We start from the raw sequence: 16,068 nt of genomic DNA, 5'->3' as shown, positions 1-16,068 counted from the left end.
TCGCGCGCGACCGGTCAGGGCCGTGAATGTCCGGTTACAAGCGGTCGCGCGCGAGGCGCGCTCCTACAGGGGGCGGTTCCGGGACCGGCGACGCTGGTCGCGCCAGACGATCCAGGCTCCGACCAGGGTCATCCCGGCCAGGGCGTACCAGGTGATGGCGTATTGCAGGTGATTGTCGGGGAAAGCGATGACCGTGAGGCCACCCACCGGGCCGTCGTTGCCGCCACCCTTGCCGGGAGAGGACAGCGCATCGGCGTCGATGAAGTACGGCGCCGCGTCGTCGAGCCCCTTGGCGGCAGCGATGGCGGCCACGTCCCGCGAGAACCAGCGATCGTTCGCCGGCTCGTTATTCTGCAGGAAGGCGCCCTTGGGCTCGCTGATGCGCAGCAGGCCGGAGACGATCGTTTCGCCTTCGGGCCCGGTCACGCAGGTGGCCTTGCCATCGCACCACGTCGGCGAAACGAAACCGCGATTGATGATCACGATGTCGCCGTTCTTGCGTCGCATCGGGGTCAGCAGCCACGAACCCATGCCCAGCTCGGTGCTGGCACGCACGCGCACGCTCTTGTCGTCGAGGAAGATGCCCGTGAGGCGTACACGCCGGTATTCGTCACTGGCGGCGGTTACCTGCGGCCACTGCCCCTTGCGAGGAGCATCCACGGCTTCGGCGTGCACGCGCGCATCGACGCGGGCGATCAGCTCGTGCTTCCACGCGCGGCGGTGCACCTGCCAGGTGCCCAGCGCGATAAAGCCCACGAACACGATCACCCCGAAAAGGGCGAGCAACCCCAGAACGAAGACGCCGCGCGGTGAGCGCGGCGTCTTCTCGACAGTGGCGTCGTTCCCGCTCAAGGCAGGTTTTTTACCTGCTCGGTCATGTCATGCGTCATGCCCGGCATCATGTTGGTATTGAGGTGGTACATGACCCAGATCGAACCGGTCAGCGTGATCACCACCAGCACCAGGGTAAAGATGAGCGCGAGCATGTTCCAGCCGCCCTCCGACTTCGTGTTCATGTGCAGGAAGTAGATCATGTGGACCACGATCTGGATGGCCCCGAAGATCAGCAGCACCACCGCGAGGGTGCGCGAGTCGGGAATGACCTTGTCCATCACCAGCCAGAACGGGATGGCCGTCAGCACCACGGCGAGGAAGAACCCCGTCATGTAGCCCTTCATGGTGCTGTGCGGCGCGTCGTCGTGGCCGTGATCGTCGTGATGATCGTGCGATTCGGCGTGCGCGCTCACGGCAGAACTCCCATCAGGTAAACGAAGGTGAAGACGCCGATCCACACGACGTCGAGGAAGTGCCAGAACATCGACAGGCACATGATGCGACGCTTGTTGGCGGCGGTGAGGCCGTGCTTGCTCACCTGGAACAGCAGGGTCACCAGCCAGACGATGCCGAAGGTGACGTGCAGGCCGTGGGTGCCCACCAGGGTGAAGAACGACGACAGGAAGGCGCTGCGCTGCGGGCCCGCACCCTCATGAATGAGGTGCGCGAACTCGTACAGCTCGATGCCCAGGAACGCGGCACCGAACAGGGCGGTGATGACCAGCCAGGCCATCATGGTGCCCTTGCGGTTCTTCTGCATCTCCAGCACGGCAAAGCCGTAGGTGATGGAAGACAGCAGCAGCATGGTGGTGTTGATCGCCACCAGCGGCAGCTCGAACAGGTCGGCACCCGAGGGGCCGCCTGCGTAGCTGCGACCGAGCACGCCATAGGTGGCGAACAGGGTGGCGAAGATGAGGCAGTCGCTCATCAGGTAGATCCAGAACCCGAGCAGCGTGCCGTTGGCCGGGTGGTGGTCTTCCTTCATCCAGAACTGGAGCTTCTGGCCCGCGGTGCCCGCGGAAGACGTGGCATGCATATCAGACATGGGAGGCAAGCTCTTCCGTACGTGCGGTCTCGGTGCGAGCCACTTCTTCCGCAGGGATGTAGTAGTCGCGCTTGTAGTTGAAGGTGTGGCCGATCGCGGTCACCAGCAGGCCCACGAAGGCCAGGCCGGCCACGAGGAACATGTGCCAGATCATCGCGAAGCCGAGCACGAAGGCGAAGCCGGCGAGGATGATGCCCGCGCCCGTGTTCTTGGGCATGTGGATCGGCAGGTAGCCCTCGGTGCGACGCTCGGCGTGGTGTTCCTTCATCTGCCACCAGGCATCGGAATCGTGCACGACCGGGGTGAACGCGAAGTTGTAATCCGGCGGCGGCGACGAGGTGGACCACTCCAGGGTGCGGCCGTGCCACGGATCGCCCGTGACGTCGCGCAGGGCGTCGCGACGCTTCCAGCTGACGAAGAGCTGGATGATGAACGAGCCGATACCCAGGGCGATGAGGCCCGCGCCGACGGCGGCGATCTGGAACCAGATCTGCAGCGACGGATCTTCGAAGTGGTTCATGCGGCGGGTGACGCCCATGAAGCCCAGCACGTAGAGCGGCATGAAGGCGAGGTAGAAGCCCACCAGCCAGAACCAGAACGAGCACTTGCCCCAGAACGGATCGAGCTTGTAGCCGAAGGCCTTCGGGAACCAGAAGTTGATGGCGGCGAACACGCCGAACACCACGCCGCCGATGATCACGTTATGGAAGTGCGCGATCAGGAACAGGCTGTTGTGCAGCAGGAAGTCGGCCGGGGGCACCGCGAGCATCACGCCGGTCATGCCGCCGATGACGAAGGTGACCATGAAGCCCATCGTCCACAGCATCGGCACTTCGAACTTGATGCGGCCACGGTACATCGTGAACAGCCAGTTGAAGATCTTCGCGCCCGTGGGGATCGAGATGATCATCGTGGTGATGCCGAAGAACGAGTTGACGCTCGCACCGGATCCCATGGTGAAGAAGTGATGCAGCCACACGAGGTACGACAGCACGGTGATGACCACGGTGGCGTAGACCATCGAGGCGTAACCGAACAGGCGCTTGCGGCTGAAGGTGGACACCACTTCGGAGAACACGCCGAACACCGGCAGCACCAGGATGTAGACCTCGGGGTGGCCCCAGATCCAGATCAGGTTCACGTACATCATGGCGTTGCCGCCGAAGTCGTTCGTGAAGAAGTTGGTGCCGGCGTAGCGGTCGAGCGAGAGCAGCACCAGCACGGCGGTGAGCACCGGGAAGGCGGCGACGATCAGCACGTTGGTGCAGAGCGAGGTCCAGGTGAAGACGGGCATCTTCATCATGGTCATGCCCGGAGCGCGCATCTTGACGATGGTGGCGATCAGGTTGATGCCCGACAGCGTGGTACCGACACCCGCCACCTGTAGCGACCAGATGTAGTAATCGACACCGACATCGGGGCTCTGCGCCAGGCCGGACAGCGGCGGGTAGGCCAGCCAGCCGGTGCGGGCGAATTCACCCACGAACAGCGAGGCCATCACCAGCAGCGCACCGGACACGGTCATCCAGAAGCTGAAGTTGTTGAGGAACGGGAAGGCCACGTCGCGCGCACCGATCTGCAGCGGCACCACGTAGTTCATCAGGCCCGTGACCAGCGGCATCGCCACGAAGAAGATCATGATCACGCCGTGGGCGGTGAAGATCTGGTCGTAGTGGTGCGGCGGCAGGAAGCCGGGGTTGCCGTTGAAGGCGATGGCCTGCTGGGCGCGCATCATCAGCGCGTCGGCAAAGCCACGCAGCAGCATCACGATGCCCAGCACCATGTACATGATGCCGATCTTCTTGTGATCGATGCTGGTGAACCATTCCTTCCACAGGTAGCCCCACAGCTTCGCCTTGGTGATCAGGGCGAGCAGGGCGATGCCGCCGATGGCGACCATGGCGAACGTGCCGAGAAGGATCGGCTCGTGGTAGGGGATCGCCTCAATGGTGAGGCGACCGAAGATCAGTTTGACTAGATCTGGCGTGTTCATTACCGGGCTCGGCTAGGCTTCAATTCGTAAGTGGCCGCCGCTTTACAGCGGGCGTCCGGCAGGGGACATGGCCACGCCATCGTCGGTGCGGCTGATGCACAGCGAACCGACGTAGCGCTTTTCGGCCTCGGACAAGCCCAGGCGCGAGCGGGTGGCGGCATCCGGCGAGGCCACGTTGTACGTGCCCACGATGCCCTGCCCGCCCTGCTTGTCCAGCGCCATCATTTCGTTCTGGCACATACGGTTGGATTCGACGCACCGGTTGAGGATGCGGTCGTACAGGCCCTTGCTGACGCTGCCGAAGTAACGCACCGGCTCACGCTCGCTGGGCTGCTCCAGCTTGAGGTAGTCGTCGCGACCCAGCTCGCCGCCGCCCGCGCGGACCTTCGCCACCCAGGTGTCGAAGTCGCCGTTGGAGAGGCTGTGGAAGCGGAAACGCATGTCCGAGAAGCCGGCACCGCTGTAGTTGGCGGAGATGCCCTCGAAGTCGCCGGTCTTGTTCATCACGGCGTGGAGCTTGGTCTCCATGCCCGGCATGGCGTAGATCATGCCCGCCAGGGAGGGGACGAAGAAGGCGTTCATCACGGTGGAGGCCGTGATGTGGAACTCGATGGGGCGATCGACCGGGGCGGCCATCTCGTTGACCGTGGCGATGCCCTGTTCCGGGTAGAGGAACAGCCACTTCCAGTCCAGCGCCACGACCTCGACCACCAGCGGCTTGGTGCCTTCGGCAACCGGCCGGGAAGGGCCGATCTGGTCGAGCGGGCGGTAGGGGTCGAGCTTGTGGGTGCTGGTCCAGGTGATGGCGCCCAGCGCGATGATGATCATCAGCGGGGCCGACCAGACGATCAGCTCGAGCACCGTGGAGTGGCTCCACTCCGGGTCGTACTCGGCATGAGCTGCCTTGTTCGACTCGCGGTACTTCCATGCGAACAGCAAGGTCATGGCGATGACCGGGATGATGATGATGAGCATCAGCACCACCGAGATCGCGATGAGATCGCGCTGCTGGCGGGCGACGTCGCCGGCCGGGGAAATCAGGACGGCATCGCACCCCGACAGGAGCAGGACCAGGGCGGGGATCAGCAATCCGCGCATCATCTTCATGGACATTCGCATGATGGAGGCAATCGTGGGGACACAAAAAGGTACGCCGATCCGCTTTTTTGGACCATAGGACACATTGTCCCATGTACGGGGATTGCCCGGGACGCGATCTTGGTTATGCTGTCCCCAACGCCAATAAGCGGGGAAGGATCATGATGTCAAGCCTTTCACACGCCGATCACGCCAGTGCGGGGGCACAGGCCGAGCGGGATCTCACTCACCATCATGGAAGTGCGGCACACGCGCCCGTGGCGCCCGGCGAGATCGCCGTGGGCGTGGTCATCGGCAGGGCCTCGGAATACTTCGACTTTTTCACCTACGGCATCGCCTCGGTGCTGGTCTTTCCGTCGGTGTTCTTTCCGTTCCTGAGCCAGCTCGACGGCATCCTGATGGCCTTCGCCATCTTCTCGCTGGCCTTCATCGCCCGCCCCATCGGCACCACCTTGTTCATGAGCATCCAGCGCACCTGGAGCCGCAGCACCAAGCTCACGGCGGCCTTGTTCCTGCTGGGTACCTCCACGGTCTGTATCGCCTTCCTGCCCGCCAACACCTCCGGCGGCTACGGGGTGATCATCATCCTGTCCCTGCTGCGCTTCCTCCAGGGCATCGCCCTGGGCGGCTCGTGGGACGGCCTGCCCTCCCTGCTGGCCCTCAACGCGCCCAAGGGGCGTCGCGGCTGGTACGCCATGCTCGGCCAGTTGGGCGCACCCACGGGCTTCCTGATTGCCGGTGCCCTGTTCCTGTTCCTCAACACCCAGCTGTCCCGCGAGGATTTCCTGGGCTGGGGCTGGCGCTACCCGTTCTTCGTGGCCTTCGCCATCAACGTGGTGGCCCTGTTCGCCCGGCTGCGCCTGGTGGTCACCGAGGAATACACCCAGCTGATGGAAGAGCGCGAGCTGGAGCCCATCGGCATCATCGAGATGTTCCAGGCCCAGGGCTACAACCTGTTCATCGGCGCCTTCGCCGCCCTGGCCAGCTATGCCCTGTTCCACATCGTCACGGTGTTCCCGCTGTCGTGGATCGCCCTGAATCACTCCCAGGACATCAATAACGTCTTGATTGTGCAGCTGGTTGGCGCTTTCGTAGCGATCCTGGCCACGGTGGCCTCGGGCGTCATCGCCGACAAGATCGGTCGCCGCAACACCCTGGGCACCATGGCGGTGCTGATCGGCCTGTTCGCCATCGCCTCGCCCTTCCTGCTCAACGGCGGCAAGCTGGCGCAAGACCTGTTCCTGGTGCTGGGCTTCGCCCTGCTGGGCCTGTCCTATGGACAGGCGGCCGGCACGGTCACGGCCAACTTCGCCAAGCGTTACCGCTACACGGGTGCTGCCCTCACCACCGACTTCGCGTGGCTGATCGGTGCGGCCTTCGCCCCGCTGGTGGCCCTGGGCCTGTCGCAGCGCTTCGGTCTGATCGCCGTCAGTGCGTACCTGCTCTCGGGCGTGGTCTGCACCCTGCTGGCCCTGCGCATCAACAAGGCCCTGGAAACCGAACGCTCCAAAACCCCGGTGTAACCACACCCCGTAGGAGCGCGCCTCGCGCGCGACCGGTACGAAGCCATGAGCCACGCGCTCCGTACCGGTCGCGCGCGAGGCGCGCTCCTACAGGGTATCGCTCTGTTGAATAACCGCCCGATTCCCGTCGCCAGCCGCCCTGCGGGCCGGGTACCCTTTACCCATGCTTTTCGACCTGCCCGACCACGACACCCTGTACCGCGCTCTGCTGGACCGCGATCCCGCCTATGACGGCCATGTCTTCGTGGGCGTCACCAGCACAGGGGTGTTCTGCCGGCTGAGCTGTCCGGCCCGCAAGCCGAACATCGGCAATACGCAGTTCTACGACTCGGTGGCTGCCTGCTTCGAGGCCGGGTTCCGGCCCTGCCTGCGCTGCCGCCCGCTCGACCCGATGGGCGAGCGCGAGCCCATGGTGCGGGCCTTGCTGGCCCGGCTGGAAGACGACCCGGAGCGGATCTGGTCCGAGGACGACCTGGTAACCCTGGGCTACGACCCGTCCACCGTGCGGCGCACCTTCAAGCGCCAGCTCGGCCTGACCTTCCTCGACATGGCCCGGCTGCGCCGGACAGGGCTTGGCATGGACAAGCTGGCCACCGGCGCGCCCGTGATCGAGGCACAACAATCTGCCGGATTCGAGTCGGGCAGCGGCTTCCGCGATGCCGTGGCGCGGCTGCTTGGAGACACGCCGCTGCATCTGCGCGGTCGTGACCTGCTCAAGGCCGACTGGGTGGAGACCCCTATCGGCCCGATGCTGGCCGTGGCGGACCCAACGGCTCTGCATCTGCTGGAATTCGTCGACCGCACCGCCCTGCCGTCCGAGCTGAAGAAGCTGCGTGAGGCGACCCGCTCCGCCGTGGCTTTCGGGCGCAATGCGGTCATCGAGCGGATCGAGAGGGAGCTTGGGGAGTACTTCGCCGGAACGCGCACCCGCTTCGAGACGCCGCTGGCCATGCATGGCTCGGCGTTCACACGCACGGTATGGGACGAGCTGATGGCGATTCCCGTGGGCACCACGCGCAGTTATTCCCAGATCGCGACCAGCGCCGGCCGGCACACGGCCGTGCGCGCCGTCGCGCGGGCCAATGGCGCCAACCAGATCGCCATCGTCATCCCCTGCCACCGGGTGATCGGGGCGGATGGGTCGCTCACCGGCTACGGCGGTGGCTTATGGCGGAAAGACTGGCTGCTACGCCACGAACGCAAACTGGCAACCACCCTGTAGGAGCGCGCCTTGCGCGCGACCGGGTGACGGCAGGGTGGATTGTTTCGCTACGATCGGTCGCGCGCAGGCGCGCTCCTACAGAAGCGGGTCAGCTGGTTACGGGATAGGGGCCGTTCTCGAACACGGTGTCGTGATAACCCTTTACGCCGATGGTCCGGGCCAGGTCGCTGCGAAAATCGTCGCCGCGACGCAGGCAGTCGAGCACGAAGGCGAAATCGCGTTTCGGTGTCCAGCCCAGGTCGCGTACGGCACGTGAGCTGTCGTAGACGCGATCGAGTGAAGGAAGCAGTTTCCAGCCACGTGTCGCATAGAGCGCATTTACTTCCGGAAAAAGGCGACGCACGACCGCAGGTGCATCGTGGCGCAACTGCGCCACATCGTGACGCGAGAACGGTGGCGGCGCCGAGATGATGTAGCGGCCGAACCCCAGCGCCGGTGCACGCTCCACCGCCAGCAGGTGCGCATCCACGATGTCGGCCATATCCGCGCGGCGATAAAGCAGCTCGTTCGCCTGCATGTTCAGCGTGTCGTATTCCGCACGAACTCCGGCCCGATCGTCGTCTTCCGGAAAGAACCGCGACGTACGCAGCACCAGCACCGGCAGGCGGTCCTTGCGGGCCACCAGCTCGCACATCCCCTCGGCGGCGATCTTCGTTGCACCGTAGATGTTCTTCGGGATCGGCACCACGTCTTCGTCGATCCATGCCGCCGGCTCACCGGCCGCAGGCGACAGCGCCGCGCCGAAGGCGCTGGTGGTGCTGGTGAACACGAACGAGCGCACCTGATTCGCGACCGCCGCCTCAAGCAGGGCCACGGTACCGGCGACGTTCGTATCCACGAACTGGCGCTTGCTGTGCGTGACCACGTGCGGCTTGTGCAGCGTGGCGGTGTGGATCACCGCATCCACACCGCGCATGGCTTCGCGCACGAAGGCTTCGTCGGCAATCGAGCCTACCTCGTCGGTATGGGCGGAAGGCTTGATGTCGATGCCGCGCACCGCGCGGCCATCCTTGCGAAGACGACGCACCAGGGCCTCGCCCAGATGCCCTGCACTTCCTGTGACGAGAATGCGCATGCGTTGTTACCAGACCAGGTCGTCGGGAACGACGAACTGCTTGTAGTACTCGTCGTCATCGTCCGGCGGCAGGGGATCGCCTTCCTTGCGGCCGTGGTCGAGCACGATGAGATCCGGTCCGCGATGGTGGATCTTGTCGGCCGGAAGGCGCGGAATCAGTTCATAACCCTCGCCATGGCGAACGATGACCAGCGTACCCGCCGCCAGCTGGCCGCGCTGCGCTTCATTCACCAACACGCTGGTGATGCGTTCGCCATCGGTGAAGCGATAGGCGATGTCCCCGTCGCGCTTGACCCGCGTGGTTTCGATGATCTGGCGGACCTGGGCGCGGATTTCCTTCTGCCGGGCTTCGGCATTGCGCTCGGCGGCAATCGCCCGGTCGCGCTCGGCACGTTCGGCCTGAAGCTGACGAGCATCGACCTTTTCTTCGGCAGGCGCGGCAGGGGCCTTGCCCTGGCGCTGCTTGGCCTGGTCGCGGACGATCTTGGCGGCCTTGTCCTTCTTGACGAGGCCGGCCTTGAGAAGCTGTTCCTGGAGGGGGTTGCGCATGATCGTAGGGGTCGATGACTGAAGCCCGATTCTAACGGCAGGAGCTCGCCTTGCGAGCGACCGGATTGGCGGTAAGCCCTGGAGGGCCTCGCTTTCGACCGGTCGCGCGCAGGCGCGCTCCTACAAAAGCGATGTACCGGCAGGAGGAAACGCAGCCCTGTAGGAGCGCGCCTTGCGCGCGACCGGGTTGGCGGTAAGCCCTGGAGGGCCTCGCTTTCGACCGGTCGCGCGCAAGCGCGCTCCTACAAAAGCGATGTACCGGCAGGAGGAAACGCAGCCCTGTAGGAGCGCGCCTTGCGCGCGACCGGGTTGGACGGTAAGCCTTGGAGGGCCTCGCTTTCGACCGGTCGCGCGACAGCTCGCGCTCCTGCACAGGGCGGTTAGCGGCCGATCTGGCGAAGGGGCTTGCCGCTCATCAGGTTGCGCTCGATCTGTTCCAGCGTCACGCCCTTGGTCTCCGGCACCAGCCAGAAGGTGATGAAGATGAAGGCCGCGTTGAGCGCCGCATACAGCCAGAACGTCTGTGCGTTACCGATGCCGCTCAGCAGGCTGAGGAAGGTGGCGCCCACGATCATGTTGGTTACCCAGTTGGTGAAGGTGGAGCAGGCGATGCCGAAGTCACGACCCTTCAGCGGCTGCACCTCGGAACACAGGGTCCAGATCAGCGGGCCGGCCGACATCGCGAAGCCCACGATAAAGACCAGCAGCATGGCGACGGTGAAGAACTGCTCGCCGCGGGTATGAATACCCGTGCTCATCATGGTGCCGACCACACCCAGGCCGATGGCCATGATCGTAAAACCGACATAGAGGATGGGCTTGCGACCCAGGCGATCGACCAGACCAAAGGCAATGAGCGTCGCCAGCACATTGGTCAAGCCCACGGCGGCGGTGAACCACATCTGCGCATGTGTGTCGTAACCCATATCCTTGAAGATGCGCGGCGCGTAATACATCACCACGTTCATGCCGGTGAACTGCTGCACGGCCTGCAACAGCACGCCCAGCCCGACCGAACGACGGAAATTGCTGTTCTCGCGGAACATGCTCCAGCCGTGCTGCTTGGTCTTCAGCTGCTCGTCGATATCGGCCATTTCCTTCTCTACCACCTTCTCGTCGCCGCGCAGCTTCGCCAGCACCACCTGCGCATCCTTGCGACGCCCCTTCAGCAGCAGCCAGCGCGGGCTATCGGGCAGGAAGAACAGACCGAGGAGGAACAACAGGCCCGGCACGGCGATGATGCCGAGCATCCAGCGCCAGTTGCCCGAACTGCTGAATGCGGTATCCGACAGGAAGGCCAGCAGGATGCCGGTGGTGATCATGAGCTGGTAGGTGGAAATCATGGCGCCACGGATGCGCTCCGGCGCCACTTCCGCAAGATAGAGCGGAGCCGTGAAGGTTGCCACGCCGATAGCCAGGCCCAGGACGAAGCGCGCCACGATAAGAATCTCGGGCGATCCAGCCACCGCACAGAACAGCGAGCCGGCAACAAAAAGCACGCCTGCGAGGATCAGCGACCGCTTGCGTCCCAGCGATGCGGACATCCAGCCGGCGCCGAGTGCACCCACCGCCGCTCCGGCCATCATGGAACTGACTATCCACTCGATCATGTGGTCGCTGATCTTGAATTCGGCCTGGATGAACTGGGTGGCCCCGGAAATCACGCCGATATCCAGGCCGAACATCAGTCCGGCCAGCGCGGCGAGGATACAGGTGGTGATGATCGCTGCCTTGGGATGGGCAGTGTCGACCTCTTGTTTGACGGCGGTATCCATGGCTGTGGAACCTTCAGGAATGTGAAAGGGTTCCCGGAATTGGATGCCTCGACATGTGTTCGTTCCGTCGTCGCGGTGTCTCACGCGGGTGAGCTTGCGGCTCGGGGTTCAGGGGAATGTCGTGCCTGGAAGGCATGGGGCGCCCTGCCCTTATCCGGCAAAAAACTTTTGCGCAACGTGCCATGGCATGGAACCCGGCCGCCCGACGAGCACCGATCAGCCCGGCGCATCGAGCCATGAAAAGTCCCACAAATGATTCAACCGTGCCCTGCCGGCAACCACTTCACGACATTCAGCAACCCTGCGACGAATACGTGGCGTCGCTTCGTCAGGCCTGTGGTAGCGTCGCTGCGTTATTCCCACGCATGACCTGCTCTTGGCCAAGTCCGACGTTACCCATCATTCCACCGATCCCTCCATCACCACGGGCGAAGCGGCCCGCTTGCTCGGCATCTCCATCAGCACGGCGCAGAAGTGGATCGAAAGCGGCGCGCTGGAATCCTGGAAAACCCCAGGAGGCCATCGCCGGATGCACCGCAGCGCAGTGCTTGCCCTGCTCGACGAGCGAACGGCCAGGGCGAGCGAAGGCGGCTCGCCATCATCTGCCGAACTGCGACCCCATCGTTCACCGGCCTACCCTGCACCCGCCGACGAAGCGGGACGCCTGCGCGCCGTAGGCCGCACCGGCTTGCTCGATACACCACCCGAAGCCTCCTTCGATCGCATCACGTGGCTGGCCGCGCAGCTGACCGGCGCACCGGTAGCCCTGCTGTCACTGCTGACCGCACACAGGCAGTGGGTGAAATCACGCTTCGGCAGCGATCTTGCGGAAACGCCGCGTGAGTGGGCTTTCTGCAGCCACGCCATCATGGGTAGCGCCGCGCTGGAAATCGAGGACGCACGCCAGGACGTGCGCGTGCGCGACAACCCCATGGTGACGGGGGCGCCGCATATCCGCTTCTACTCAGGATTGCCGTTGCATACACCCGACGGGCATGCCGTGGGCACGCTGTGCATCCTCGACTGGCGTCCGCGCCGGCTCAGCGAGGTGCAGGCCACCGGCATGCGCGCGCTGGCCGCGCTGGCCGAAGACGAGATCCGTCTCTACATGGCCGAACGCGGCCGGCGCTGAGTCGTCAGGCCAGTTCGGATACGGCCCGGCGTACCGTATCGATGCCGCCGGCCTGTGTATTCGTTGCGCGGGCCACGTCAGAGACACGGTCCAGCAGGGTCTCCACCGAGGTGAGGATGTCGCGCATGGCCGCCCCGGCTTCGCCGCTGCGGTCGTTGCCCTCCTGCACGCGTTCAAGCGTCCGCTCGATGAGGGCGCGGATGTCCCGGGCCGAGTCGGCACTGCGCTGCGAGAGCATGCGCACTTCCTGCGCCACTACCGCGAAGCCCTTGCCATGCACGCCTGAGCGCGCGGCTTCGATGGCGGCATTCAGCGCGAGGATATTGGTCTGGAAGGCAATGGAATCGATCATGCCGACAATCTCGGCGATATCGTGGGCGCCTTCCTGGATGGCGGCCATCGTCGCGATCACCGCTTCCACCAAGGCACCCCCATCGGTGGCCGAGCGACTGGCCTCGTTGGCCAGGGCATTGGTGATGCGCGCCTGCTCGGCGATCGCCGGCACGGTATCGGCCAGCTCGGCCAGCGATGCATGCAGGGTGCGCGTGGCGCGTGTCTGAGCGGTGACGTCGGTGGCGTATTTCACCACCTTGAACGGACGCCCTGCCATATCCAGGATCGGGTTGTAGCTGCCCTGGATCCACACCTCGCGACCTCGCCGGTCAACACGACGATAGAGCGATGAGTCGTACTCGCCACGCCCGAGTTTTTCCCAGAACTCCCGGTACTCCAGGCTTTCGCGATCGGCAGGATCGACGAACATGCGATGGTGCTGGCCGATGACTTCGTCGCGCGAGTAGCCCATGGTGGCGAGGAAGTTGTCATTGGCATCGAGGATGATGCCCTCCAGCGTGAAGCTGATGACGGCCTGCGCCTTGTCGATGGCGGAGAGCCGGCCCTCCATGTCTGCCGTGCGCAATCGCTGCCCGGTGACGTCGGTGGCGAACTTCACGACCTTCACCGGCTTCCCCCAGCGGTTCAGCACCGGGTTGTAGCTGGCCTGTATCCATACTTCCCGCCCGCCGGCTCCCAGCCGGCGGTACAGGCCTACGTCCGCCTGCCCCGAGCCCAGCCGTTCCCAGAACGCCGCGTACTCGGGCGAGGCGGCATCGTCGGGATCGACGAAGATCCGGTGGTGCTGGCCGACGATCTCCCGCTCGGCATAGCCCATGGCGTCGAGAAAGTTCTGGTTGGCCGCAAGGATGGTGCCGTCCAGGGCGAACTCGATCACCGCCTGCGTACGGTTGATCGCGTCCAGTTTTCCGCGAATGTCGGCAGAAGATGTGCCGAACAGGGCACGAACTCCGGCGATGATGTCGATTGCCATGGCGACCCCCAGCGCTCAATGACGCTCGTTCTTATCGTCGATTTCCGAAGATCGCTGAACTGGCGTTGCCGAAAAAACATATAACTTGCTGCGAAACGCTATTCCACGGCACCTACGCCGAGCTGGCGGGAATCGCTGCGCCCCTGGTCATCGACCACGCGAACGAGGAAACGCCCCGTGCGCTCCGGCGCCCACATCAGCACCTGGCCGCTGGGGACGCTACCCAGGTAGGCGTCGTCCACGAACCAGTAAAGCGTGCGTGCGCTGGCATCGCTGGTGGCCGTGAAGGCGATCTTCTCGCTGCCCAGCCGGGAGACGCGCATCTGGTAGGTGCTGCCTTTCAGCGGTGAGGTGATCTTCGGCGGGTCGCCGGCGAGCTGGCCGCCGCCCTGGCAGTCGGGCAACGGCGGCGGCGTGCGCCGTGGCATGCCGGCCTGCGCGAAGACCCGCGCCAGGTCGGAGGGCCAGTATTCGTAGACCTCGGTGCGCGTGGTCTGCGGATCGTAGGGAGGGCACGCCGGCTTGCCCGTGCGCGTATCCACGACCACCGGACGATGCACCGTGCTCACCCGGATCGGCGACTTACCGGGAACGAACCAGGTGCTGCCGACCTGGGGACACCACGCATTGGGCAGGTCGCCACTGGCGATGCAGATCGGCACGCGACGCAGGTTGGGCGGATTGCGCCGGACAGGTTCGGTCAGCCCCGGGCGCTCCGCACGCAAGGCATCGGCGATGCGGAAGAACAGCGGTGCCGCGGCGTCCACGCCCACGAAGGCCGGATTACCCGAACCGTCGAAGTTTCCGATCCAGACCACCAGCACGTAGGGGCCGAAACTTCCCGCCGTCCATGCATCGCGGAAGCTCCACGACGTACCGGTCTTCCAGTACAGCGGAAGTCGCGAGGGCTGTGCGGCCACGGCATCGTCGGGACGCGGGTTCTGGCGAAGCATGTCCATCACCATGAAGCTGGCTTCTTCGCTGAGCAGCCGCGTGCCTTTCGTGCGTGGCGTGTCGGCGAGCAGGCGCAAGGGCCGTAGTTCGCCCCGGTTGGCCAGCATGGCGTAGAGGCCTGACAGCTCCTGCATCGTTACTTCACCGCCGCCGAGCACCAGCGCGAGCCCGTAGTGTTTTTCGCTCGCCATGCGCGACACGCCGGCATCGCGCATGAACTGGTAAAGGCTGGGGCTGTCGAGACGCGAAGCCACCTGCACCGCAGGGATATTGCGGCTGCGTACGAGTGCCTGGGTGGCGGTGATCGGGCCGAGGAAGTGACCGTCGAAGTTCTCGGGCGTATACGGCCCGAACGATGACGGTACGTCGCGCAGAACGGTCTCCGGATGCAGCAGGCCCTGGTCGAATCCCAGTGCGTAGATGAAAGGCTTCAGCGTGGAACCAGGCGAACGCTTCGCAAGCGTGCCGTTCACCTGGCCGAAGATCGACGAGTCGAAATAATCGGCCGAGCCGACCATCGCCTTGACACCCATGTCGCGCGTATCGACGAGGATGGCCACCGCGTTGCGAATGCCCCGGTCACCGGCACGGATCACGTACTGGCGCACCTGCCGCTCAAGGCTGTGTTGCAGGCCCAGGTCGAGCGTGGTGGTGACGCGCATGTCATCGCTGCCATCGATACGTCGCTCGGCCAGTACCTGTTCGACGAAGTGCGGTGCTTCGAACGGAAGCCGTGACAGCGGGCGCAGGCGCAGCGGAAGATCGAACAGCGGGCGCGAGGTTTCGTCGGCCGGATGTTTCGCGACCCAGCGCTGGAAAAGACGATCACGCGAGGTCTTGAGCGCATTGTCGATGACACTGGTGCCGTCGACATTGCCGGGCAGCCCGCGCGCCGGCTCCTGCGGGATCACCGCCAGGGTGAGTGCTTCGGGCAGGTTGAGCTTCGATGGTGCCTTGCCGAAGTAGGCGAGGCTTGCCGCACCTGCGCCTTCGACATTGCGACCGTAGGGTGCCGCATTGAGGTAAGCCTCCAGGATGTCGTGCTTGGAATACTGCAGCTCCAGCTGCACGGCACGCAGTGCCTGGATGAACTTGCCGCCGGGGCTGCGGGTGTCCAGGTGCCATACCAGTCGCGCGAGCTGCATCGTGATGGTCGAGCCGCCCTGGGGGTTGCCGTGCCGCACATACGTCATCCATGCGCCGCGCAACAGGCCCCAGGCGGAAACGCCCGGATGCCAGCGGAACCAGCGATCCTCATGCAGCAGCACGCCATCCACCAGCGCAGGCGAGATGTCTTCCAGCGGCACCCATAGCCGGTAGCGATCATCGCTGGCGAGGGTAAGACGCAGCAGGCGACCGTCGGCGTCGTAGACCGCCGTCGATGACGGGAACCAGGCGCGCAGGGGCTCGTGCGGCCAGAGACGGAAACCCAGGGGGATCGCCCCAAGCAGCAGCAACGCCACCAGGGCGTTGTGCCATTTGATGCGGTGGAAAAGACGGATCAGGACCATGGTGCTCTATCTGTAGGAGCGCGCCTTGCG

The 16,068-nt window shown here is 64.7% G+C and carries 12 protein-coding genes and 2 pseudogenes; 3 read left to right on the top strand and 11 right to left on the bottom strand.

Annotated elements, in window-relative coordinates; all coding sequences use genetic code 11:
- Positions 1–63 precede the first annotated feature (63 nt).
- The 5 genes from KR767_RS07680 to cyoA are packed head-to-tail and all read right to left on the bottom strand — an operon-like array spanning position 64 to position 4,979.
- Positions 64–852, bottom strand: coding sequence for an SURF1 family protein (locus KR767_RS07680; protein WP_250878695.1), 789 nt, complete (start codon positions 850–852; stop codon positions 64–66).
- The gene (gene cyoD / locus KR767_RS07675; RefSeq protein ID WP_250878694.1) at positions 849–1,247 is read right to left on the bottom strand and encodes a cytochrome o ubiquinol oxidase subunit IV; all 399 of its coding nucleotides are present in this window, start codon (positions 1,245–1,247) and stop codon (positions 849–851) included. Before cyoD ends, KR767_RS07680 begins: the two co-directional genes overlap by 4 nt.
- Complete coding sequence (gene cyoC / locus KR767_RS07670) at positions 1,244–1,870, bottom strand: cytochrome o ubiquinol oxidase subunit III (RefSeq protein WP_243852995.1); 627 nt, start codon at positions 1,868–1,870, stop codon at positions 1,244–1,246. The genes cyoD and cyoC overlap by 4 nt, the downstream gene beginning before the upstream one ends.
- Position 1,871: 1 nt before the next feature.
- Entirely contained in the window at positions 1,872–3,872 is a 2,001-nt protein-coding gene (gene cyoB / locus KR767_RS07665) for a cytochrome o ubiquinol oxidase subunit I (protein WP_166945964.1), read from the bottom strand.
- 42 nt (positions 3,873–3,914) lie between these two features.
- Positions 3,915–4,979, bottom strand: coding sequence for a ubiquinol oxidase subunit II (cyoA, locus tag KR767_RS07660; protein ID WP_208392363.1), 1,065 nt, complete (start codon positions 4,977–4,979; stop codon positions 3,915–3,917).
- Positions 4,980–5,131: 152 nt separating this feature from the next.
- Between cyoA and KR767_RS07655 the strand changes: the two genes are divergently transcribed.
- Positions 5,132–6,493 carry an MFS transporter gene (locus tag KR767_RS07655; RefSeq protein WP_243852944.1) on the top strand — a complete coding sequence of 454 codons (1,362 nt, stop codon included), beginning with the start codon at positions 5,132–5,134 and terminating at the stop codon, positions 6,491–6,493.
- Between the two features lie 163 nt (positions 6,494–6,656).
- Positions 6,657–7,715: a bifunctional transcriptional activator/DNA repair enzyme AdaA gene (locus KR767_RS07650; RefSeq protein ID WP_250878693.1), complete on the top strand. Its 1,059-nt coding sequence runs from the start codon at positions 6,657–6,659 to the stop codon at positions 7,713–7,715.
- Positions 7,716–7,803: 88 nt separating this feature from the next.
- Here the strand turns inward: KR767_RS07650 and KR767_RS07645 are convergent, their stop codons facing one another.
- The 3 genes from KR767_RS07645 to KR767_RS07635 all read right to left on the bottom strand — a co-directional run bounded on the left by KR767_RS07645 (position 7,804) and on the right by KR767_RS07635 (position 11,114).
- Positions 7,804–8,790 carry an NAD-dependent epimerase/dehydratase family protein gene (locus tag KR767_RS07645; RefSeq protein ID WP_250878692.1) on the bottom strand — a complete coding sequence of 329 codons (987 nt, stop codon included), beginning with the start codon at positions 8,788–8,790 and terminating at the stop codon, positions 7,804–7,806.
- Between the two features lie 6 nt (positions 8,791–8,796).
- Positions 8,797–9,339 carry a DUF2058 domain-containing protein gene (locus KR767_RS07640; RefSeq protein ID WP_166945958.1) on the bottom strand — a complete coding sequence of 181 codons (543 nt, stop codon included), beginning with the start codon at positions 9,337–9,339 and terminating at the stop codon, positions 8,797–8,799.
- A gap of 380 nt (positions 9,340–9,719) precedes the next feature.
- Complete coding sequence (locus KR767_RS07635; protein ID WP_250878691.1) at positions 9,720–11,114, bottom strand: sugar porter family MFS transporter; 1,395 nt, start codon at positions 11,112–11,114, stop codon at positions 9,720–9,722.
- Positions 11,115–11,490: 376 nt separating this feature from the next.
- Here KR767_RS07635 and KR767_RS07630 point away from each other — a divergent pair, with 376 nt between their 5' ends.
- Positions 11,491–12,246 (top strand): excisionase family DNA-binding protein, encoded by a 756-nt coding sequence (locus KR767_RS07630; protein ID WP_166945954.1) that lies wholly within the window; start codon positions 11,491–11,493, stop codon positions 12,244–12,246.
- Positions 12,247–12,250: 4 nt separating this feature from the next.
- Here KR767_RS07630 and KR767_RS21440 read toward each other — a convergent pair.
- The 3 genes and pseudogenes from KR767_RS21440 to pbpC all read right to left on the bottom strand — a co-directional run.
- A pseudogene (locus tag KR767_RS21440) lies at positions 12,251–12,652 on the bottom strand (methyl-accepting chemotaxis protein); the annotation flags it as partial.
- Positions 12,653–12,802: 150 nt separating this feature from the next.
- Positions 12,803–13,573: pseudogene (locus tag KR767_RS21435) on the bottom strand (PAS domain-containing protein); the annotation flags it as partial.
- A 98-nt stretch (positions 13,574–13,671) separates the two neighbouring features.
- Entirely contained in the window at positions 13,672–16,038 is a 2,367-nt protein-coding gene (gene pbpC / locus KR767_RS07620; RefSeq protein WP_250878689.1) for a penicillin-binding protein 1C, read from the bottom strand.
- Between the last annotated feature and the right edge of the window lie 30 nt (positions 16,039–16,068).

The sequence above is a fragment of the Luteibacter anthropi genome (assembly GCF_023699965.1).
Taxonomy (GTDB): Bacteria; Pseudomonadota; Gammaproteobacteria; order Xanthomonadales; family Rhodanobacteraceae; genus Luteibacter; species Luteibacter anthropi.
The sequence above is the reverse complement of the archived record's forward strand: the minus strand, read 5'-3'. Positions and strand labels throughout refer to the sequence as shown.